Annotated in this window: 18 protein-coding genes; 10 read left to right on the top strand and 8 right to left on the bottom strand. The window is 69.0% G+C overall.

Translation table 11 applies throughout. The features are described from left to right. Window positions 1-18 precede the first annotated feature (18 nt). Window positions 19-621, bottom strand: a complete 603-nt coding sequence (gene hslV / locus Q0V34_RS02100) for an ATP-dependent protease subunit HslV (protein WP_297507027.1) — start codon at window positions 619-621, stop codon at window positions 19-21. 5 nt (window positions 622-626) lie between these two features. Here hslV and Q0V34_RS02095 point away from each other — a divergent pair, with 5 nt between their 5' ends. Further along, entirely contained in the window at window positions 627-1,361 is a 735-nt protein-coding gene (locus tag Q0V34_RS02095; RefSeq protein ID WP_297507025.1) for a molybdopterin-synthase adenylyltransferase MoeB, read from the top strand. A 61-nt stretch (window positions 1,362-1,422) separates the two neighbouring features. Beyond that, complete coding sequence (locus Q0V34_RS02090) at window positions 1,423-2,388, top strand: alpha/beta fold hydrolase (protein WP_297507023.1); 966 nt, start codon at window positions 1,423-1,425, stop codon at window positions 2,386-2,388. On the opposite strand, the gene Q0V34_RS02085 is transcribed toward Q0V34_RS02090, so the two are convergent. Continuing rightward, window positions 2,385-3,371, bottom strand: a complete 987-nt coding sequence (locus Q0V34_RS02085) for a D-glycerate dehydrogenase (protein ID WP_297507021.1) — start codon at window positions 3,369-3,371, stop codon at window positions 2,385-2,387. The two genes, Q0V34_RS02090 and Q0V34_RS02085, sit on opposite strands and share 4 nt — an antisense overlap. A 72-nt stretch (window positions 3,372-3,443) precedes the next feature. On the opposite strand from Q0V34_RS02085, the gene Q0V34_RS02080 reads away from it, so the two are divergent. The 5 genes from Q0V34_RS02080 to Q0V34_RS02060 all read left to right on the top strand — a co-directional run bounded on the left by Q0V34_RS02080 (window position 3,444) and on the right by Q0V34_RS02060 (window position 8,578). Beyond that, complete coding sequence (locus Q0V34_RS02080; RefSeq protein ID WP_297507019.1) at window positions 3,444-3,962, top strand: SH3 domain-containing protein; 519 nt, start codon at window positions 3,444-3,446, stop codon at window positions 3,960-3,962. 67 nt (window positions 3,963-4,029) lie between these two features. Then, on the top strand, window positions 4,030-4,542 hold the full coding sequence (gene fabA / locus Q0V34_RS02075) for a 3-hydroxyacyl-[acyl-carrier-protein] dehydratase FabA (protein WP_297507017.1): 513 nt from the start codon (window positions 4,030-4,032) through the stop codon (window positions 4,540-4,542). Window positions 4,543-4,669: 127 nt separating this feature from the next. Next, window positions 4,670-5,884 (top strand): beta-ketoacyl-ACP synthase I, encoded by a 1,215-nt coding sequence (fabB, locus tag Q0V34_RS02070; RefSeq protein WP_297507015.1) that lies wholly within the window; start codon window positions 4,670-4,672, stop codon window positions 5,882-5,884. A 7-nt stretch (window positions 5,885-5,891) separates the two neighbouring features. Further along, window positions 5,892-7,697: a tetratricopeptide repeat protein gene (locus tag Q0V34_RS02065; RefSeq protein WP_297507013.1), complete on the top strand. Its 1,806-nt coding sequence runs from the start codon at window positions 5,892-5,894 to the stop codon at window positions 7,695-7,697. Window positions 7,698-7,762: 65 nt separating this feature from the next. Further along, window positions 7,763-8,578 carry an enoyl-ACP reductase gene (locus Q0V34_RS02060; RefSeq protein ID WP_297507011.1) on the top strand — a complete coding sequence of 272 codons (816 nt, stop codon included), beginning with the start codon at window positions 7,763-7,765 and terminating at the stop codon, window positions 8,576-8,578. Between the two features lie 57 nt (window positions 8,579-8,635). On the opposite strand, the gene Q0V34_RS02055 is transcribed toward Q0V34_RS02060, so the two are convergent. Genes Q0V34_RS02055 through Q0V34_RS02045 form a run of 3 tightly spaced genes read right to left on the bottom strand, consistent with a single transcriptional unit; the run spans window position 8,636 to window position 11,982 of the window. Beyond that, window positions 8,636-9,244, bottom strand: a complete 609-nt coding sequence (locus Q0V34_RS02055) for a TetR/AcrR family transcriptional regulator (RefSeq protein ID WP_297507009.1) — start codon at window positions 9,242-9,244, stop codon at window positions 8,636-8,638. A 16-nt stretch (window positions 9,245-9,260) separates the two neighbouring features. After that, window positions 9,261-10,850: a DHA2 family efflux MFS transporter permease subunit gene (locus tag Q0V34_RS02050; RefSeq protein WP_297507007.1), complete on the bottom strand. Its 1,590-nt coding sequence runs from the start codon at window positions 10,848-10,850 to the stop codon at window positions 9,261-9,263. Between the two features lie 13 nt (window positions 10,851-10,863). After that, window positions 10,864-11,982, bottom strand: a complete 1,119-nt coding sequence (locus Q0V34_RS02045) for an HlyD family secretion protein (RefSeq protein ID WP_297507005.1) — start codon at window positions 11,980-11,982, stop codon at window positions 10,864-10,866. A gap of 304 nt (window positions 11,983-12,286) precedes the next feature. Here Q0V34_RS02045 and Q0V34_RS02040 point away from each other — a divergent pair, with 304 nt between their 5' ends. After that, complete coding sequence (locus Q0V34_RS02040; protein WP_297507003.1) at window positions 12,287-12,427, top strand: hypothetical protein; 141 nt, start codon at window positions 12,287-12,289, stop codon at window positions 12,425-12,427. Between the two features lie 107 nt (window positions 12,428-12,534). Here Q0V34_RS02040 and dut read toward each other — a convergent pair whose 3' ends face one another. Further along, entirely contained in the window at window positions 12,535-13,002 is a 468-nt protein-coding gene (dut, locus tag Q0V34_RS02035) for a dUTP diphosphatase (protein WP_297507001.1), read from the bottom strand. A 565-nt stretch (window positions 13,003-13,567) separates the two neighbouring features. On the opposite strand from dut, the gene Q0V34_RS02030 reads away from it, so the two are divergent. After that, a complete protein-coding gene (locus tag Q0V34_RS02030; RefSeq protein ID WP_297506999.1) occupies window positions 13,568-16,063 on the top strand; it encodes a TonB-dependent receptor in 2,496 nt (831 codons plus the stop codon). A 70-nt stretch (window positions 16,064-16,133) separates the two neighbouring features. Here the strand turns inward: Q0V34_RS02030 and coaBC are convergent, their stop codons facing one another. After that, on the bottom strand, window positions 16,134-17,330 hold the full coding sequence (gene coaBC, locus Q0V34_RS02025; protein WP_297506997.1) for a bifunctional phosphopantothenoylcysteine decarboxylase/phosphopantothenate--cysteine ligase CoaBC: 1,197 nt from the start codon (window positions 17,328-17,330) through the stop codon (window positions 16,134-16,136). Window positions 17,331-17,471: 141 nt separating this feature from the next. Here coaBC and Q0V34_RS02020 point away from each other — a divergent pair, with 141 nt between their 5' ends. After that, the gene (locus tag Q0V34_RS02020) at window positions 17,472-18,038 is read left to right on the top strand and encodes a hypothetical protein (RefSeq protein ID WP_297506995.1); all 567 of its coding nucleotides are present in this window, start codon (window positions 17,472-17,474) and stop codon (window positions 18,036-18,038) included. Between the two features lie 236 nt (window positions 18,039-18,274). Here the strand turns inward: Q0V34_RS02020 and Q0V34_RS02015 are convergent. Beyond that, on the bottom strand, window positions 18,275-19,518 hold a 1,244-nt coding region (locus Q0V34_RS02015), incomplete at its 5' end, for an AarF/UbiB family protein (RefSeq protein WP_297506993.1).

Here is a 19,518-nt window from a genome sequence, read left to right as displayed (position 1 = left end):
TCCCGGCGGGAGTAAAGCCTACAAGCTTTCGACGGTCAGGTTACCGTTCGTATAGACGCAGATCTCGGCGGCGATGCCCATGGCTCTACGGGCGATCTCCTCGGCGGAAAGATCCTGGTCGATCAGCGCCTTGCCGGCTGCCAGGGCGTAGTTGCCGCCCGAGCCGATCGCCGCCACGGCCGCGCCGCCCGGGCTCTCGCCCGGCTCCAGCACGTCGCCGACGCCGGTGACGGTGTAGATGGCGGTCTTGTCGGCGACCAAGAGCATGGCCTCCAGGCGCCGCAGATAACGGTCGGTGCGCCAGTCCTTGGCCAGGTCGACGCAGGCGCGGGCCAGCTGGTCGGGATATTGCTCCAGCTTGGCCTCGAGCCGCTCGATGAGCGTGAAGGCGTCGGCCGTGGCCCCGGCGAAGCCCGCCACCACCTTGCCGCCCGCCAGGCGACGCACCTTGCGGGCGTTGCCCTTGACGACGGTTGGGCCCATGGAGACCTGTCCGTCGCCGGCGATCACGGTCGAGCCGTTCTTGCGCACCGCCAGAATGGTCGTGCCGTGCCAGTCCGGAAACGAAGAGCTGTTGTTTTGCATGCCCTCGCATGTGGCGAGGCCGGACCGGAGGGTCAAGCGCCGTGAGTTTTTCGGACAGCGAGGTCGAGCGCTACGCCCGCCATCTGGTGCTCCGCGAGATCGGCGGCCCGGGCCAGCAGAAGCTGAAGGCCGCCCGCGTGCTGATGATCGGCGCGGGCGGGCTGGGCGCGCCGGCCGCGCTCTACCTGGCCGCGGCCGGGGTCGGAACCCTGGGGCTCGTCGATCCCGACGCCGTTTCGCTGTCGAACCTGCAGCGCCAGGTGCTGTACGCCACGACAGACGTCGGCCGCCCCAAGGTCGAGGCGGCGGCCGAGCGGCTGATCGCGCTGAACCCGCACCTGGCTGTCGAAGCCCATCCGGTATGGCTGGACGCCGCCAACGCTGGCGCCCTGGTCGCCCGGTATGACCTGGTGCTGGACGGGACCGACGACTTTTCCACCCGCTTCGCGGTCAGCGACGCCTGTCTGGCGCACGGCAAGCCCCTGGTCAGCGGGGCGCTGGGTCGCTGGACCGGTCAGGTCGGCGTGTTCCACGGCCAGCCCTGCTACCGCTGCCTGGTGCCCGAGGTTCCGCCGGACGCCGAGACCTGCGCCCTGGTCGGCGTCGTTGGAGCGCTCGCGGGCGTGATTGGCGCGATGATGGCGCTGGAAGCGGTCAAGCTGATCGCCGGCGCGGGCGAACCGTTGTCCGGCAAGCTGCTGATCTACGACGCCCTCGCCGCCGAGACCCGCACGGTGCGGATCGGCGCGGACCCGCATTGTCCCGCCTGCGCTTGACGCCGCTGGGCTAACGCCGTTCGTTATCCCTCATACGATCGTTCGAGATCGGGGGAGACGCATGAAAAGGCTGGGTCGCGGTCTGCTGATCGCTCTGGGCGTGATCGTCGCGCTGACGGCGGGCGCCTGGTTTCTGCTGCAGCGGCCGGACATCCCCTACGCGACGCTGGAGGCGCGCTACGCCTATCCGGACTCCCGTTACATGGACTTGCCGGGCGGGCCGCGGGTCCATTATCGCGACCTTGGCCCCCGCGACGCGCCGGCGATCGTACTGGTCCACGGCTTCGCGGCCTCGGTCCAGGCCTGGGACGGCTGGGTCAAGGCGCTGTCGGGCTCGTATCGCGTCATCGTGCTGGACCTGCCGGGCCACGGCCTGACGCGGACGCCGCCAGGCTATGTCCTGCCGGCCAACGGCTTCGAGGCGGTGGTCGATACGCTCACCGCGCGGCTCGGCGTCTCGCGGTTCACCCTGGCCGGCAATTCGATGGGCGGGCAGGTCGCCTGGACCTACGCCCTCGATCATCCCGAACGGGTCGAGCGCTTGGTTCTGGTCGACGCCGCCGGCTGGCCCTCGACGCGCAAGAGCGGCGCGGCGGTGTTCAACATCCTCGGCAACCCGCTCGGCCGCCGCCTGCTGCGCGACATCGAGATCCGGCCGCTGGCGCGGCAGGGTCTGCACGCGGGCTATGTCGATCCCAGGCTGGTGACCCCGGCCCTGGTCGATCGCTATGTCGACCTGGCGCGCGCGCCCGGCCACCGCGACATCCTGTTGGGCCAGCGCGCCCGCCGGATCGCGACCGCCGAGGACCTGTCGCGGATCCACGTCCCGACCCTCGTCATGGTCGGTCAGGAGGACAAGATCATCCCGGCCGCCGACGGAGCGAAGTTCCACAAGGCCATCCCCGGCGCGACCCTGATCCTCTATCCGGGCGTCGGCCATGTGCCGATGGAGCAGATTCCGGACCGCTCCGCGGCCGACCTGATGGCCTGGCTGGCGGCGCATCCGCCGGCGACGGCTACGCCTTAAAGCATCGCCGGGATCACCCGATCCGGCGGCCTATGCCCGTCCATGAAGGTCTTGACGTTGACGATGACCTTTTCGCCCATGTCGACGCGGCCCTCGACCGTGGCCGAGCCCATGTGCGGCAGTAGCACCACGTTGGGCAGCTTCAGGAGCTTGGGGTTGATGGCCGGCTCGTGCTCGTAGACGTCGAGACCGGCGCCGGCGATCTCGCCCTTGGCCAGCATGTTGGCCAGGGCGCCTTCGTCGATCACCTCGCCCCGGGCGGTATTGACCAGCACCGCGTGCGGACGCAGCAGCTTCAGGCGCCGGGCCGACAACAGGTGGTAGGTGGCCGGCGTGTGCGGGCAGTTGACCGAGACGAAGTCCATCCGGGCCAGCATCTGGTCGAGACTTTCCCAGTAGGTGCAGCCCAACTCCTCGGCGATGCGGGGGCTGACGGGCTTTCGGTTGTGATAGTGCACCTGCATGCCGAAGGCCTTGGCGCGGCGGGCGACGGCCTGGCCGATGCGGCCCATGCCGATGATCCCCAGGCGCTTGCCCCACAGGCGGCGGCCCAGCATCCAGGTCGGCGACCAGCCGTGGAAGCCGCCGGCCTTGACCACCTCGGCGCCCTCGACGATCCGGCGCGAGGCGGCCATGATCAGGGTCATGGTCAGGTCGGCGGTGTCCTCGGTCAGCACGCCGGGGGTGTTGGTCACGATGATGCCGCGGGCGTTGGCCGTGGCGACGTCGATATTGTCGACCCCGGCTCCGAAATTGGCGATCAGCTTGAGCCGATCGCCGGATCGCGACAGAAGACGCGAGTCGATTCGATCGGTGATCGTCGGCACCAGCACGTCGGCGCGGCCCATCGCGTCGACCAGTTCATCCGCCGTCAAGGGTTTGTCGGAGACGTTCAGTTCGGTGTCGAACAGTTCGCACATCCGCGTCTCGACCGGATCGGGGAGCTTGCGGGTGACGATGACTTTGAGCTTGCGGGCGGCCATGGGCGTTTGAAAAGCTCTCTCTGACGGGCGTTTGAAAAGCTGTATCAAAGGGGCCCGAGGGGGCCAAGCAACATGCCGTCGAATTTGAAACAAGGCGCGCTTCTGGTCGCTCTCTCGCTTCTGATCGCGACGGGACCGGCGCGGGCGGAGGGGCCGAGGATCACGCCCTCGGGCCTGGACGTGCCGCGCTACGTCTCGCTGAAATACGCCGAGGTCAACGCCCGCAACGGCCCGGACGAGGCGCACCAGCTGCTGTGGATCTATCACGCCAAGGGGCTGCCGGTGCAGGTGGTGGCCGAAACGCGCGAGTGGCGACGGATCTGCGATCCGGAGGGCGGCCTGGCCTGGGTGCACAAGCGCACCACCGACGGCCGCCGGACGGCCATGCGGGCGCAGCCGACGGCCCTGCCGCTGCTGGCCGCCCCCAAGCCGGGGGCCAAGGTCAGCGCCTATCTGAAGGCCCGCGCGGTGGCCGGGCTCGACAAATGCGAGAAGGGCTGGTGCAAGCTGCGCGCCGACGGCTCGGCCGGTTGGGCGCGGGAGAGCGACATCTGGGGCGCCGATCCCGCCGTCCAATGTCACGCGGGGTAGGTCGGGCCTGAACGCGCCGCGACAGGAACCGTTGAGGCCCGCCCCGCCGCCGTGCTAGGGCGTCCTCATGCAGAAGAACGCCTACACCTTCGAAGAACTCCTGGCCTGCGGCCGCGGCGAGATGTTCGGCCCCGGCAACGCCCAGCTGCCCGTGCCGCCGATGCTGATGTTCGACCGGATCGTCCGGATCGAGGCGGAGGGCGGCAAGTACGGCAAGGGCTATGTCGAGGCGGAATTCGACATCAAGCCCGACCTCTGGTTCTTCGCCTGCCACTTCATCGGCGACCCGGTCATGCCGGGGTGCCTGGGGCTGGACGCCATGTGGCAGCTGGTCGGCTTCTTCCTGGGCTGGTCCGGCGCGCCGGGCCGAGGCCGCGCCCTCGGCGTCGGCGAGGTCAAGTTCACCGGTCAGGTCACGCCGGACATCCAGAAGGTCGTCTACAAGATCGACCTGAAGCGGGTGATCATGCGTAAGCTCGTCATGGGAATCGGCGATGGGGTGATGGAAGCCGACGGCAAGGTCATCTACGAAACCAAGGACTTGAAGGTCGGGTTGTTCACCGCCGAGCAGATGGGTTGATCCGTTAGACGAGACCGGTCGTTACTTGGAGGGCAGTCGCTGAAAATCGAGACCGGTTTCAGCGTCCCTCCAGCATCGAAAGAGCCGGCCCCTGACGGGTTTTGGGGGGAGAAGAGGAATTAGAGGCATGCGTCGCGTCGTCGTCACCGGACTGGGAATCGTCTCGTCCATCGGCAACAACGCCAATGAGGTGTTGGCGTCCCTGCGGGAAGCCAAGTCGGGCGTGGTCGCAGCCCCGGACTACGCCGAGCGGGGGTTCCGCTGCCAGGTCCACGCCGCGCCCCAGATCGACTGGGAAAGCCTGGTCGACCGCCGGGCGGCGCGCTTTCTGTCGCCGGGCCTGGCCTACGCCCACGTGGCCATGGAGCAGGCCATCGCCGACTCGGGTCTCGCCGAGAGCGAGATCTCGCACGAGCGCACCGGCCTGATCGTCGGCGCGGGCGGCCCCTCGACCAGCGTCATCGTCCAGGCCGCCGCCACCACCCTGGAGAAGGGTCCCAAGCGCATCGGCCCGTTCGCGGTGCCCAAGGCGATGAGCTCGGGCCCGTCGGCGGTGCTGTCGACCTGGTTCAAGATCCGCGGGATCAACTATTCGATCAGCTCGGCCTGCGCGACCAGCGCCCACTGCATCGGCGCGGCCGCCGAGCAGATCCAGCTGGGCAAGCAGGACATCATCTTCGCCGGCGGCTGCGAGGAGCTGGACTGGACCCTGTCGAACCTGTTCGACGCCATGGGCGCCATGAGCAGCAACTTCAACGACCGCCCGGCCGTGGCCAGCCGCGCCTATGACAAGGCCCGCGACGGCTTCGTGATCGCCGGCGGCGCCGGCATCGTGGTGCTGGAAGAGTACGAGCACGCCAAGGCGCGGGGCGCCAAGATCTATGCAGAACTGGTGGGCTACGCCGCCAATTCGGACGGCTACGACATGGTCGCGCCGTCGGGCGAGGGCGCCGTGCGCTGCATGAGGCTGGCCATGGCCGAGGCCGGCAACCGGACCATCGACTATCTGAACCCGCACGGCACCTCGACGCCGGTTGGCGACAGCAAGGAGATGGGCGCGGTGCGCGAGGTGTTCGGCGACAAGGCGCCGATGATCTCCTCGACCAAGTCCCTGACCGGCCACAGCCTCGGCGCGGCCGGGGCGCAGGAGGCGATCTATTCGCTGCTGATGCTGAAGAACGGCTTCGCCGCCGAGAGCGCCCATATCGAGGAGCTGGACCCGGAGTTCGCCGACCTGCCGATCCTGCGCCAGCGCGTCGACAAGCCGCTGGAGACGGTGATGTCCAACAGCTTCGGCTTTGGCGGCACCAACGGCACGCTGATTTTCAGCCGCGTCGACTAAGGCGAGCTTGGCGACCGCCCGCGAGGCCTTCGCCCTCTATCGCGCCGGCCGGCTGGCCGAAGCCGCCGCCCTGTGCGAGCGGTTGGTCGAGGTCACGCCGACGGTCGAGGCTTGGCACCTGCTCGGCGTGTCTCGGCTGGGCCTGAACCAGGCCCAGGCGGCCCTCGACGCGCTGGAGGCGGGCCTGGCCCTCGACCCCCGTCGGCCCGGACTTCTCTCGGCGCGAGCCCTGGCCCTGACGGCGCTCGATCGCGACGACGAGGCCGTCGCGGCGGCGCGGGCGGCCTTGGCGGCCGATCCGGACAACCCGCCCGTCTTCAACGCGCTGGCCGTCTCGCTGCGCCGTCTGGGCCAGTTCGAGGGGGCCCTGGCGGCGGCCGATCGCGCGGTTCTGACGGCGCCGGGGGAGGCGGGGCCGTCGGCCAACCGCGCCGTCCTTCTGTCGCTCCTGAACCGCCCGGCCGAGGCGGCCAGCGACTGGGCGCGCGTGATCGCGATCGATCCGCGCCATCCCCGCGCGATCGGCGATCTCCTGTGGGCGCGCCGCCAGACCTGCGACTGGCGCGACGACGCCGAGCTGAAGGGGCGGGTCGAGGCGGCGCTGCGGTCCGGCGTCCTGGCCATCGCCCCGTTCGCGGCCCTGGCCGTGTTCGACGATCCGGCCCTGCACCGCCGCTGCGCCGAACTGGCCGCGCCGCCGAGGGGCCCCGAGCCGGTATGGCCGGTCAGACCCGCCGGCGAGCGGATCCGGATCGCCTATCTGTCCTCGGACTTTCACGAGCACGCCACGGCGCGGCTGCTGGCCGGCGTTCTGGAAGCCCACGACCGGTCAAGGGTCGAGGTCCACGCGGTCTCGTACGGACCCCAGACCGGCGGACCGATGCAAGCGCGACTGCGCGCGGCCTGCGAGCACTGGCTAGACGCGAGGCCTCTGTCGGACGCGGCGATCGCCCAGACGTGCCGCGCCTTGGGCGTCGATATCGCGGTGGACCTGAAGGGCTACACCCAGGACAGCCGTCCGGGGATCCTGGCCCATCACGCCGCGCCCGTGCAGGTCAGCTGGCTGGGCTACCCCGGAACCCTCGGGACCCACGCCGATATCGTCCTCGCCGACTCCGTCACCCTCCCGGCCGGCGCGGAGGCCGACTGGTCCGAGACGGTGGCGCGCCTGCCGCGCTACCAGCCCAACGACAGCCTCGGCTCGGTATTACCGCCGCCGCCGAGCCGCGCGGAGGCCGGTCTGCCGGAGGGCGCGGCGGTGTTCTGCTGCTTCAACAACCCGGCCAAGATCACGCCGGAGGTGTTCGCCGTGTGGATGGCGATCCTGCGAGCCGAGCCGAACAGCGTGCTCTGGCTCTATGCCGGGGCGCCGGGGGCCGCGGACAATCTTCGCGTCCACGCGGGCGAGGCGGGGATCGATCCGGCCCGCCTGATCTTCGCCGAGCCCGTTCCGAACGATCGGCACCTGGCGCGGCACGCCCTGGCGGACCTCGTCCTCGACACCTGGCCCTACGGCGCCCACACCACCGCCAGCGACGCGCTGCGGATGGGCCTGCCGGTGCTGACCCTGCCGGGAAAAAGCTTCGCCAGCCGGGTCGGGGCCAGTCTCCTGACCGCCCTTGGCCTGACCGAGCTGATCGCGGGTTCGGAGGCCGACTATGTCGCCAAGGCGCTCGCCCTGGCGGGGGAGCCAGGCCTGAAGCGTCGCGTCTCCGAGGCCGTGCGGGCCTCGACCCTGTTCGATCCCGTGGCCTTCGCCCGGTCGCTGGAGGCGGTCTATGCCCGGCTCGCCCCGGGGCCGAAAGGTCGCTGAAGGGTTCCGCCCCGCGCCGGCCCCTGCTAACCAGCGGACAACGATTTGCCAAAGAGGGCCCACACATGGCCGACGATTACGCGTTCCCCAAGGGCGAGCTGATGCGGGGCAAGAAGGGCCTCGTGATGGGCGTGGCCAATCACAACTCGATCGCCTGGGGCATCGCCAGCCAACTGGCCGCCCAGGGCGCGCAGATGGCCTTCACCTATCAGGGCGAGGAACTGGAGCGCCGCGTGCGGCCGCTGGCCGAGAGCATCGGCGTCAAGACGATGATCCCCGCCGACGTCACCGACGACGCCTCGATGGACGCGGCCTTCGCCGAGATCGAGAAGGTATTCGGCACGATCGACTTCGTCGTCCACTCGGTGGCCTTCGCCAACAAGAACGAGCTGAAGGGCTCGTTCGTCGACAACACCACCCGCGAAGGCTTCCTGCTGGCCATGAACATCTCGGCCTTCAGCTTCGTGGACGTCGCCAAGCGCGCGTCGAAGCTGATGCCGAACGGCGGTTCGCTGATCACCATGACCTATCTGGGATCCGAGCGGACCATCCCGAACTACAACACCATGGGCGTGGCCAAGGCGGCGCTGGAAGCGGCGACCCGCTATATCGCTCGCGACCTGGGTCCCAAGGGCATCCGCGCCAACGCCATCTCGGCGGGGGCCATGCGCACCCTGGCCCTGGCCGGCATTTCGGGCGGCCGCAGCATGATCGCCCAGGGCCGCGCGTTCTCGGCGATGAAGGAAGACACCTCGATGGAAGGCGTCGCCGGCTGCGCCCTGTGGCTGGCCTCGGACCTCGGCAAGTCGACCACCGGCGAGGTCGTCCACGTCGACGCCGGCTTCCATATGATGGGCATGCCGGATCAGGAAGAGGCGTGATCCTGGGAGCGTGATAGCCGAAAGTGCGAGCGTTTCGGCGGCTAGCACAGACAGGCCCTACGGCGCGTAGGCCCGGATGAACCTTTCGGCCGCTTCCTTAGCGAAGCGGCCGTACTCCTCGACGGTCTTTTCCGACGGCAGGCGAAGCAGCGAGCGCATCTGGCTGTGGCCCATGACCATGCCGGTGAAGAACTCCGCCGCCTGCTCGAAATTCTCGACCCTCAGACGGCCCAGCTCGGTTTCCATCCGCAGGAACTCCGCCAGCTGCCGGCGGGCGGCGCGGGGTCCCGACTCGAACACCTCCTGGGCCACGTCCGGCATCTCGCCCGCGCCCAGCATCACCACGCGCATCATCGAATAGCTCTTGCCGGTGGTCACGGTCTCCAGCATCGAGCGGGCATAGGCTTCCAAGGCCTCGGCCGGATTGTCCATGGCGCCGGGCTCGCGCAGCGCCGAGGTGATCGCCTCGACCCGCCGCTGCATCAGCGCCCGCATCAGCTCGGCCTTCGAGCCATAATGGTTGTAGACCGTCTGCTTGGAGACCCCCGCGCGGCGGGCGATCGCCTCCATGGGCGCGGCCAGGCCGCGCTCGCCGATCACCTCGACGGCGGCGTCGAGAATGGCCTCGGTCTTGACGACGTCGATCTGTCCCGGAACCCTCGGCATCAGCGGAACCCGGGCATCAGTGGGCGTCCGACGGCGGTGGCGGGGCGTTCTTGGCCGGCCGCGCGAACAGCGAGACGAACGCGGCCAGGAAACAGCCGATCGCCAGCAGGGTGAAGCTGTCGCCGAAGGCCAGCACGGTCGCCTGCTGCTGCAGCATGCCGCCGATCGCCTTGCGCGCCGCGCCGCCGGGGTCGGAAACGCCCAGCTGCATCATGCGCTCGTGCAGACCCGCCATCATGCCGGCCGCGGCGCTGCCTTGGGTCACCTTCGAGGTCAGGTCGTCGTAATAGAGCGCGGTCTGCTGGCTGATCGAGGTGGCCAGCAGGGCCAGGCCGATGGCCCCGCCCGTGTTGCGCGCCAGGTTCACGAGGCCCGAGGCGTTCTTGACCATCTGCGGCGGCAGGGTGCTCATGGTGATCTGCTGGGTGGCGATCATGGCGATCATCACGCCGACGCCGCGGCAGGCCTGGACGCCCGCGAACTCCCAGAAGCCCCAGTTGGCTGTCACGCCGTGCGCCATGTACATGCCAAAGCCCGCCAGCAGGAAGCCGACGAACATCGGAATGCGCGGGTCGGTCTTGCGCACCAGACGACCGGCGAGCGGTCCGGTCATGAACATCGACAGGCCCGAGACGATCATCGTCGTGCCGACCTCCGACGCCGAATAGTGCCGCACGCGGCCCAGGAACTGCGGCAGCAGGAAGGTGCCGCCGAACAGGCTGGCGCCGGAAACGGCGGTCATCGCCACCCCGACCGAGAAGTTGCGGTTGGCGAAGGCCCGAAGCTCGACGATCGGGTTGCTGTAGGTCAGCTGCCGCCAGACGAAGACGATGCCGCCGATCGCGGCCAGCACGGTGAGCCAGAGGATGCCGGCGTCGTCGAACCAGTCGTTCTTGGCGCCTTCCTCCAGCACGAACTGCATGCTCATCAGGAAGACGGCCATCACCGCCAGGCCGAACCAGTCGAAGCCCTTGGCGAGGCTCGGATCGCCCTTGTCGAAAGCGCCCCAGCGGGCGACGCCGAACAGCACCAGCAGACCGGTCGGGACGTTGATGAAGAACAGCCAGCGCCAGGACAGCGCCTCGGTCAGGTGGCCGCCCAGGGTCGGGCCGACGGTCGGGGCCAGGGTGACGATCAGGCCCATGATCACGCTGGCCGTCACGCGCCGCTCGGGCGGAAAGGCCGTGAAGGCCACGGCGAACACCGTCGGGATCATCGCCCCGCCGATGAAGCCCTGCAGGGCGCGCGTCAGGATCATCATGTCGATCGACGAGCTGAGGCCCGTCAGCACGCTCATGACGATGAAGCCGGTGCACGAGGCGAGATAGAGGCGCTGGGTCCCCCACAGCCGCGACAGATATCCCGACAGCGGGATCATCACGACCTCGGGGATCAGATAGGCGGTCTGGATCCAGCTGACCTGGTCGGTGCTGGCGCCGACGCCGGCCTGGATCTGCGGCAGCGAGGCCGCGACGATCTGAATGTCCAGGATGGCCATGAACTGGCCGATGACCATGGCCCCGAAGCCGAGGAACAGCTTGCCCCAATCGACTTCGGGCTTGGGCGGAGCAACGGCGGCGGCGGCGGGCAGGGCGGCGTCGGTCATGACGCGCCGCCGCCTAGCGGTCCACGCCCTGGCGGGCGACCTGCGGCGCCACCTGGGCGGCCTCGGCGAACGACGGACCCGAGCGGTCGCGGACATCGACCTTGATCTCGACCGACAGGCCGGGACGCAGGGCCGCGCCGAGCTGGCTGCGGTCGACGGCGATCTTGACCGGCAGACGCTGGGTGATCTTGGTGAAGTTGCCCACGGCGTTCTCGACCGGGATCAGGGCGAACTCCTGGCCGGTGGCGGGGGCGAAGCTGTCGACCTTGCCGACGATCTTCTGCTTGCCGAACGCGTCGGCCTTGATCTCGACCGGCTGGCCGACCCGGATGCGGGCGACCTGGGTCTCCTTGAAGTTGGCGACGATATAGGCCTGGCCCAGCGGCACGACCGACATCAGGGCCACGCCCGGCTGAACCAGCTGGCCCGGACGGACCGAGCGGGCGCCGACCACGCCGGCGACCGGCGCGCGGATCACCGTGCGCTCCAGGTCGAGCTTGGCCTGTTCGACGGCGGCGTGGGCGGCGGCGGCCTGGGCCACGGCCTGGGCCTTGGCCGAGCCCAGCGACTGGGCGGCGCGCCGTTCGGCTTCCAGCGCGGCTTGCGCGCTGCTGACGCCGGCGGCCGACTGGGTGGCGGCGGCCCGGGTGGTCTGCACCTTCTGCTGCGAGACCCAGCCCTGAGTGGCCAGACTGTTGTAGCGGTCGAGGTCGGCCTTGGCGCGGCTGGCGTCGGCCTGGGCGCTGGTCACGCCGGCGGCCTTCTGGGCGATCATCGCCTGTTCCAGGCTCGACTTGTCGTCGATGGCCCGGATCGCCGCGTCGGCCGCGCCGGCGTTGGCGATCGCCTGATCGACCCGCGCCTGGAACGTCGCCGGATCGATCTTGGCCAGCACCTGGCCCGCCTGGACGCGCTGGTTGTCGGTCACCAGCACCTCGGCCACATAGCCCGACACCTGCGGGCTGACCGCGACCGTGTCGGCCTGGACGAAGGCGTTGTCGGTCGTCTCGAAGTGCTGCTTGTCGAGGAACCACAAGGCGCCGCCCACGGCCACGCCGGCCAGGATCACGCCACCGGCCACCATCGGCACGATTTTACGCTTCTTATCCGCGGAATTTTCCGACGACGCCATGACGGACCCATGTCGAGAGGTTTCGAGCGCGCCGGATACAAAGGTCCGGCTCGCCCTTCAAGGGATAAATGGACGCACCCGTCCAGAAATCAATACCGCCGGGGAAGTTCCCGCCGCCGGACGTGTCCGCGCGGCCACGGTGATCGCGAAGCTTCGCCATGCGACACCACGCCACAATTTCCGCTTGCGTCGGAATCACGACAGAGTATTAGCCGCTCCCCATCGCAACCAACGGCTCGGGAGCGCGTATCTCCTCCGGCGTTCAGTGTCCGCCGGTTCCGCCCCGAGGCTGCAGGAGGTTCCGATGAAGACCCATCCCCCGATCGGCGAGACGCCCCTGGACATGATCCGGCCCATCCTGTGGATGGCCGCGGCCGCCTTCGCCGCCGGTTTTGGCGGCTATCTGATGCTGGGCCTGCGGGCGATCCACCCGGCCGTGAACTAGAGCGTGCTTGCCGAAAATGTGAGCGGTTTCGGCGGCTAGCACGCTCTGAAGGCTTGAGATCGAGCCTGTTTATCTGTTTCGAACGACTCCATTCGAACCAGACAGGCCTAGACGCCGGTCGAGCCGAACCCGCCGGCGCCGCGGTCGGTCTCGTCCAGATCCTCGACCTCGACCAGCGGCCATTGCGGGGCCGCGGCGATGACTCCCTGGGCGACGCGGTCGCCTCGGCGGATCGTGAAGTCCTCCTCGCCCAGATTGATCAGCAGCACGCAGACCTGGCCGCGATAGTCGCTGTCCACGGTGCCCGGCGCGTTGACCACCGTCACCCCGTTCTTGAAGGCCAGGCCCGAGCGCGGGCGCACCTGCATCTCGTAGCCGTCCGGAACCGCCACCGAAAACCCGGTCGGCACCATGGCGCGCGCGCCGGGCTTCAGGGTCAGCGGCGCCTCGTCGGGCACATGCGCTCTGAGGTCGAATCCGGCCGCGCCGGCGCTGGCATAGGCGGGGATCGGCAGATCGGCGTTGCCGTCCCAACGCTTGAAGCGAATGGCGAGGCCGGCGGGGATGGCGGACATGCGGACGTTCCTGTTCTGGCGACAGGCCGCCTGTAGCCGATTTGGCCGGTTCGGGGCCAGGGCTTGACGCCGACTCCTCGCGAGCGCCGCCACCGACGCGGATCGCCGGGTCAGGGGTCCGGGCGCCACAATCATGGTCATCGCGCGGCGAAGTCCAGGACAAGGCGCCGCGCAAAGGGGCGCCCGCGCCCTTCAACGCCCGGTTACAACCCGACAGGCGCCGTAACCATTGCGAACCTTTTGCGACTGACGAAATGTTCCCAGGCGGCGTCATGCGAATGCGTCGCCAACTATCTTATTAAAGAACAACAAAATCACGTCGGGAACAAAACAGAGTCATAGCAACCGCGCGAAATAGCGCAAAGAGGGGGTTGGCATGACCAAGTGCTTACGAACTGTACTGCTTTCGAGTATCTCTGCTTTCTCTCTTAGCCTGACTTTCACGGATGTGGCCCAGGCGGCGGGTTTACCCGCAGAGCCGGATAAACCCATCGCCACCGCCGAACAGGGCAACACCGAGGTCGAAAAGGTCATCATTCTCGGGACACGGAGAACCGACCGGTCGGTGGCGGACTCGCCGTCCCCGATCGATGTCTTCGGCGGCGAGGAGCTCGCCCGTCAGCCGGCGGCCGACATGCTGGACGTGGTCAAGAACATCGTCCCGTCGTTCTACGTGCCGCAGAACACCATCTCGGACGCTTCGACCTTCGTGCGCGCGCCGTCGTTGCGCGGCCTCGGCGCGGACCAGGTGCTCGTGATGATCAACGGCAAGCGCTACAACCGCTCGGCGCTGGTTCAGGTCGTCACCGGCGGCGACACCGCCCTGTCGCTGGGCGCCCAGGCGGTCGATCTGTCGATGATTCCGTCGATCGCGATCAAGGATCTGCAGATCCTGCGGGACGGCGCGACCGCGCAGTACGGTTCCGACGCCATCGGCGGCGTGATCAATTACAGCCTGCGCGACAGCGACAGCGGCCTCGAGGCGCAGGCGCGCTATGGAAAGACCTATGCCGGCGACGGCCGCAGCTATCAGTTCGCCGTCAACGCCGGCTTCAAGCTGTTCGACTCCGGCTTCGTCAATGTGTCGGGCGAGTATTTCGACGACGGTCAGACCAGCCGCGGCGCGACCCGGCCCATAGCGGCGGTTCTGGCGGCCACCAACCCCAGCCTGGCGTCGAAAATCCCCAACTATCCGGGTCCCGCTCAGATCTGGGGCACGTCGCCGACCAACGGCTACAAGCTGTTCTTGAACGCCGGCTACGACGTCAACGAGAACACCAGCCTTTATCTGACGGCCAATGTCGGCCACCGCGACGCCGACCAGAGCTTCAACTATCGCTCGCCGATCTCGGCCCCGACGCCGCTGGCCATCGACAACGGCACTGGCAAGCCGGCCACGGGCTCACCGGGTCGCAACGGCGCCTTCGCGCCGATCTATCTGACCCCGTGCCCGACCGGCAACGCGACCTGCCCGGCGGGCGGGTTCGTCAAGGACTCCAACACCTACAGCTTCACCACACTGTATCCGGCGGGTTTCACCCCGCGTTTCCAGGGCGTCGTCGAACAGTTCTACGGCACGATGGGCGTGAAGGGTAAGGCCGACAGCGGCCTGACCTACGACCTGTCCGGCACGGTGGCCAAGAACTCGCTCGATCTGGCCATGACCCAGTCGCTGAACGCCTCGTTCGGCCCCAAGAGCCAGACGGAGTTCAAGTTCGGCAAGCTGATCCAGCGCGAGGTCAACCTGAACCTCGACCTGACCTATCCGCTGGAGCTTGGCCTCGCGAGTCCGGTCACCCTGTCGGGCGGCGGCGAATACCGGCACGAGGAGTACGAGGCCACGGCCGGGGACTTGCAGTCCTACGCCGCCGGCCCCTACGCCGTGCAGCCGCTCTATGTGCAGGTCTCGCCCGGCGTCTATACGCGCTCGATCGTCAATGGCGCGCCGGAATCGGCCACCAAGTCGCCCGGCGCCAGCGGCTATGGCGGCACCAGCCCCGCCTCGGCCAAGACTTCCACCCAGAGCAATTTCGGCGTCTATCTGGGCGCCGAGACCGACGTCACCAAGGCCTTCACGGTCGGCGTCGCGGGCCGCTACGAGAAGTACAACACCTTCGGCGACACGGTGGTGGGCAAGGTCAACGCCCTCTACAAGCTCTCCGACACGGTCTCGCTGCGCGGCACCGTGGGCACCGGCTTCCACGCCCCGTCGCCCGGCCAGAGCAACACCGAGATCCTGACGACCGCCTTCGCCCCCGGCGGCGAACAGGTTCAGACCGGCACCTATCCGGTGACCAGCGCCATCGCCCAGTATTTCGGCGCCAAGACCCTGACCCCGGAAAAGTCCACCAACCTTGGCGTCGGGTTCATCCTCAATCCGCTCAGCAACCTCACGGTCACCGTCGACGGCTACATGATCAAGGTGAGGGACCGCATCAGCATCACCAGCACCTTCGATGTCACGTCCGCCGACATCGTCGCTCAGCCCGCCCTTTCGGCGGTCGGGGTCGGGGGCGCGGTGGCCTATTTCACCAACGGCTTCGACACCAAGACCAAGGGCGTCGACGCGGTGGCCAGCTACAGGACCGAGCTGCTGAGCAACCCGCTGAGTCTCACCCTGGCCTACAGCTACAACAAGAGCACCGTGACCAAGTTCGACCCGGCCGCCATCGGCGCGGATCGGATCTACGACATCGAGAACATCACGCCCAAGCATCGCGCCAACCTGTCGGCCAGCTATTCGGTCGGCGGCTTCACGCTCAACGCCCGCGGCAATTACTACAGCAGCTGGAGCACCGAGCAGGACTATCCGGGCCAGATCTTCGGCTCGGAGGTCACCGCCGACTTCGACGTCAGCTACACGCTCGCCGACAAGTACACGCTGACGCTCGGCGCCAACAACCTGTTCGACAACTACCCGGACAAGCTGGCGCCGACCACGGCCAACCCGATCTACGCCCTGACCGGCAGCACGGCGGACGGCCAGATCTATCCGCGCTCGGGCGGTCCGTTCGGCATGAACGGCGGATTCTGGTACGCGCGGCTGAAGATCAAGTACTAGGCGTTCCGTCTTCGACACCTGTGGGAACGGCCAGGCGTCGCCTGGCCGTTTTCCGTGGTTGTCGCCGCCCTTAAGCCAACGCCGTCGCGATCCGCTCGGCGATCCGATCGGCGACCTCGTCCTTGGCCGCGCGCTCCCACCGTTCGGTCTTGTCCCGGGTGATCAGCAGCACGGCGTTCTCCGACCCACCCATCACGCCGGGCTGGCTGACGTCGTTGGCGATGATCCAGTCGCAGCCCTTGCGGGCCAGCTTGGCGCGGGCGTGGTCCTCGACATGGTCGGTCTCGGCCGCGAAGCCGACGACCAGCTTGGGGCGACGAGGCCCGCTGGCCGACAGGGTCGCCAGGATGTCGGGGTTCTCGACGAAGGTCAGGGCCGGCGGACCGCCCTTTTCCTTCTTCAGCTTGGTCCCGAAGGCCTCGTCCACGCGCCAGTCGGCGACGGCGGCCACGAAGACCCCGACGTCGGCGGGCAGGGCGGCCTGGCTGGCGGCCAGCATCTCCCGCGCCGTCTCGACATCGACGCGGCTAACGCCGAGCGGCGTCGGCAGGGCGACCGGTCCGGCGACCAGGGTGACCTCGGCGCCCAGCCTGGCCAGGGCTTCGGCGATCGCGAAACCCTGCTTGCCGCTGGAGCGGTTGGTGATCCCGCGCACCGGATCGATCGGCTCGAAGGTCGGCCCGGCGGTGACCAGGGCCCGCTTGCCGGCCAGCCGCCGCGCCGCCGGACCCGCCAGCATCGCCGTGATCGCCGCGAAGATCGCTTCCGGCTCGGCCAGGCGTCCGGGCCCGAACTCGCCGCAGGCCATGGCGCCCTCCTCGGGGCCGACGAAGGTCACGCCGTCGGCCTTCAGCGTCGCGATATTGCGTTGCGTGGCCGGATGCAGCCACATGCGCACGTTCATCGCCGGCGCCATCAGCACCGGCTTGTCGGTGGCCAGGAGGGTGGTCGAGGCCAGGTCGCCGGCCAGGCCCTGGGCCGCCTTGGCGATCAGGTCGGCCGTGGCCGGAACCACGACGATCAGGTCGGCAGAGCGCGACAGCTCGATATGGCCCATCTCGTGCTCGTCGGTCAGCGAGAAGAGGTCCTGATAGACCTTGTCCTCGGCCAGGGCGGCCAGGGACAGCGGCGTGACGAACTCGGCCCCGGCCTTGGTCAGGATCGGCCGCACGCCGATCCCGGCCTTGCGCAGCAGGCGGGTCAGCAGCAGCGCCTTGTAGGCCGCCACCCCGCCGCCGACGATCAGAAGAACCCGTTTCTCGGCCACTTTCCGCTCCGCGTCTGGCGCTCTCGACCCCAGCAGATGCCTACCCGCGCGGCAAAGCGCCAGAGGCAAAGATCGGGACTCGACTCTTGTTCCGCTTTCGTTCAATAAACGCACAGGTAGAGAAGAGGAGCCAATACGATCATGAAGATTGTAAGACGAGTTTCGGTCGGCGCGGCGGCGGTTCTGCTGCTGGCGGGTCTGGCCGCGTGCGACAACGGCGGCTCGGCGGTCAAGGCGCCGAAAGCCGGCGAGCGCGCGGAGGCCGGCGTCTCGACCTCGGGGCCGGGGAGCGAGCCCGCCACGGCCGAGCGCGGGCGCGATCGCGACGACCCGCGCGACGCGCCGGTCAAGCTGGTGGGCGGCAAGCCCTATTGGGCGGCCAACCGCACCCGCTCGGCCGAGGAGAACGCCCAGCGATCGTTCGAGCGCAACGGCCGGACCTTCGGAGCGCGCAGCGCCGACGACTATGTCGCCAAGGTCCACGCCTTCATCAGCGATCCGCCCAAGGGCGCCGAGACCCTGAAGCGGCCCAATGGCGACCTGCTGATCTATGATCCCAAGAGCAATGTCTTCGCGGTGGTCTCGCGCGAGGGCGCGCCGCGTACGATGTTCAAGCCGGACGAGGGCGCGGCCTACTGGGACGAGCAGAAGGCCCGCGAGGCCAAACGGGCGACCGCCGCGAAGCGCCGTGACCAGGCGGACGGTTAGAGCGTGGTAGCCGAAAGTGTGAGCGGCTTCGGCGGCTAGCACGCTCTGAATGTAAGAAATCGAGCCTGTTCATCTGTTTCGAATGAGCCCATTTGAAGCAGACGGGCTCCGAGCGGCCCCGGGACGGGTCCTCCGGAGGCGCTGCTCGAGGCGATCGTCGAAACTTCGCGGCCGAGGTGTCGCGCCCGACCTCCGCCCGGGCGGGGGGGCCGGCGCCGGCGGCCGGCTGATCGGCGTCAGCGCGCCAGCAGCAGGCCTGTCACGAAGGCCGCGCCGGCGGCCGCCGCGCCGACCAGGAACCAAAGCAGCGGCCCGGTGTGGGCGCGCTCGACGACCACGGCGGGCGTCGGCGGCGCTTCCGCCAGCCGGGCCAGGGCCTTGATCGCGCGCAGGGCCTCCTCGGCGAAGTCGCGGGCCTTGGCGGCGGGCGACAGTTCGCGGGCGATCCAGCGGCGCACCACCGGGTCGGCGGCGGCCCAGAGGTCGTGGGCGGGGTCGATGCGGCGGGCGACGCCCTCGACCGTGACCATGGTCTTCTGCAGCAGCACCAGTTCGGGGCGCAGCGCCATGTCGAACAGGGCGGTGATCTCGAACAGCTGGGCCAGCAGCCGGCCCATCGAGACCTCGCGGGCGTCCCGGCCGAACACCGGCTCGCCGACGGCGCGCAGGGCCTGGGCGAAGGCGTCCATGTCCTGGTGGGCCGGCACGTAGCCGGCGTCGAAATGGATCTTGGCGATCCGGGCGTAGTCGCGATTGAGAAAGCCGTACAGGATTTCGGCCAGATAGCGCCGCTCGCCGGGGCCGAGGCGCCCGACGATGCCGTAGTCGACGGCGACGATCGAGGCCGGCGCGGCCACGAACAGATTGCCCTCGTGCAGGTCGGCGTGGAACAGGCCATGGTCCAGGGCCTGGGCCAGGAAGCCCCGGGTGACGTTCTCGGCCAGCGCCTTGCGGTCGAGGCCAGGCAGCTCAAGGGCGGCCGGATCGGACAGCGGAACGCCCTCGGCCCAGGTCAGGGTCAGCACCCGCTTGCCGACGCCCTCCCAGCAGACCCGGGGCGCGCGCATATAGGGATCGGCCGCCATGGCCTCGCCCAGCTCGGCGCAGCCGGCGGCCTCGAACCTCAGGTCCATTTCCAGCGCCAGCGCCCTGATCACCACCTCGACGAAGGCCGTGGGCCGCAGGCGGCGCGAGGCGGGAGCCAGGGTTTCGGCCAGCCGCGCGGCCAGACGCAGCACCGCGCTGTCGCGTTCGACCTGACGCTCGATCCCCGGGCGCAGCACCTTGACCGCGACCTTGCGCCCGTCGACCAGCGTCGCCGGATGGGCCTGGGCCAGCGAGGCGGCGGCGACCGGCTCGCCGATCTCGGCGAAGATCGCCTCCAGCGGCTTGCCGAGATTGCGGGCGATCTCGGCCCGCGCCTCGGCGAGCGGGAAGGGAGCCAGCCGGTCCTTCAGGTGCGACAGGTCGTCGGCGAACA

The sequence above is a fragment of the uncultured Caulobacter sp. genome, from assembly GCF_947036865.1.
Lineage (GTDB): Bacteria > Pseudomonadota > Alphaproteobacteria > Caulobacterales > Caulobacteraceae > Caulobacter.
Note: the sequence above shows the minus strand (reverse complement) of the source record. Positions and strands in the feature narration are given on the sequence as shown.